The organism is Stenotrophomonas sp. 05L414_2 (assembly GCF_056397905.1).
The window spans coordinates 1-1,695 of sequence record NZ_JBFTOJ010000304.1 but is presented as its reverse complement, the minus strand read 5'-3'; the positions used below and the strand labels follow the sequence as shown (position 1 = coordinate 1,695).

Here is a 1,695-nt window from a genome sequence, read left to right as displayed (position 1 = left end):
CACTGGGGTAATTCACCGGCACATAACCCTTGACCGGTGGGTCGACATGGACCTCCCTGTTTCTCTTGTACTCATTACAATCAGGGCAGCAGACGCACAGGTTGAGTGGCTCAAACATGTACCCTACGTACGTCGCCTTGGGAGCGATGTGCTCGACGGTAGAGCCCGCAGCCGACCTGACCGACAGGAGGTTCAGGCAATACGGACACACGAAGCGCTGTACGCGTCGGTAATGATCTCGCACATCGACACGAACTGGCTCAAGGCTGGCATCGGACCACTTCGTGTGATCGTACTGGGGGTGCGCACGTATGGCATCTATTCTATTGAGCGCATCCGCGCTAAAGGCGACGGGTTCGTCAATCATGCCCGCTCCTCCTTGAGAAGCGCTGAGAGTGAGTCGATCAACGAGATAAGCTTGTCACTGGGGTCAAGCTTGTTGCGCACTTGGAAAAGCCATTCCATCTCCCCCTTCATTTCGCGTGTAAGCGGGCGACCAACGCGCACCTGGGCGATCAGGTTGAAGCACACCCTTGAGATGTACTCATTCATCATGCCAGGCGCGTCGAAGAGTTCCGCTAGCTGGAAGTCTGCAGAGCGGCGCTGGAACTGCGACGCAGGATAGAGCTTCCCCTTGCGCAGGTGATAGATGAAGGATCCGGGACCATTCAGCCTCGCGATGATTTGGGGGGAGTGCGTGGCGATCACAAACTGGCAGCCGCTATAAGGCGAAAAAGCAGACTGCAGGAGGGCCATGAAGCGCTCTTGCCATTCCGGATGGAGACTAATCTCGGGCTCGTCGATCAGAACCAGAGAGTTGTCTTGAATGTGCCCTGCGATACCTAGCATGAGTACAAGCAAGCACTGCTCGCCAGAACTTGCGCGCTTAAGGCTGAAAGGCGGCTGTCCAAGCTTCTCTACCTCAATATCCATCAATCGAAGCAAGTTATCGTCGAACAGCCGCAGATATGCCCCAAGGCGCTTACGCCCTAGCCGAGTGCCGCCAAGGGTCGCGACGTTGCTGCGAAAGTCCACCTCCAGACGCAATGCGCCAGGCGTATCCATCAAATCAGAAGCAATGTCGAGGTCTTTCAAGACTGCCGATAGACCATCGGTGGCCTCAATAATGGACGCGACGCGGCGATCGAAGCTGTACCTAAATTGCCCAGCCCTGAAGGATGACTTTTCGACGCTATGACGGTTCGATGAACCGTCCACCCTTGAACGTTCAAACTGAGGCTTCAGTACAAAGGTGAATACTGGAGAGAAATTCAGCGATTCCAGGACACCTAGTAGGTTTAAGCTAGGCGGGGTCTCAGCCAGCTTCGATAGCAATCCCCGAGCTGCGGAGGACAGCAGCGACACGGCTGATGATGAGCCGTACATGCCCTCTCCACGCATCCCAACATAGCGGTAGTTCTTCTGCGCCTTTGCACTCCGCCTTGGCGGCGCTGGAAACTTGTCGAAGGGACTCGTTGATGCCGCAACGACCACAGGATGTGCGGGATGACTAAATTGCCCAGTGCCGATTGGGTCGTAATACTCGCTAATCCGAAGCCGCGCAATATCCGACAACAGCCGGCTTTTTCCAACTCCGTTCTCTCCCACAACAACTGTATATGTGTTATCTCTTGGGCTGACTTTAACCTCGTCTACCAGACGCACCAGCTGACCATCATGGTAGATATTGATCAC

Annotated in this window: 2 protein-coding genes; both read right to left on the bottom strand. The window is 55.0% G+C overall.

The window, feature by feature from the left end:
* The coding region (locus tag AC1DJN_RS21850) for an HNH endonuclease family protein (RefSeq protein ID WP_478040244.1) at window positions 1-367 on the bottom strand (367 nt) is incomplete at its 3' end.
* Window positions 364-1,695: AAA family ATPase (locus AC1DJN_RS21845; protein ID WP_478040242.1), on the bottom strand; the 1,332-nt coding region annotated here is incomplete at its 5' end. The genes AC1DJN_RS21845 and AC1DJN_RS21850, both read right to left, overlap by 4 nt.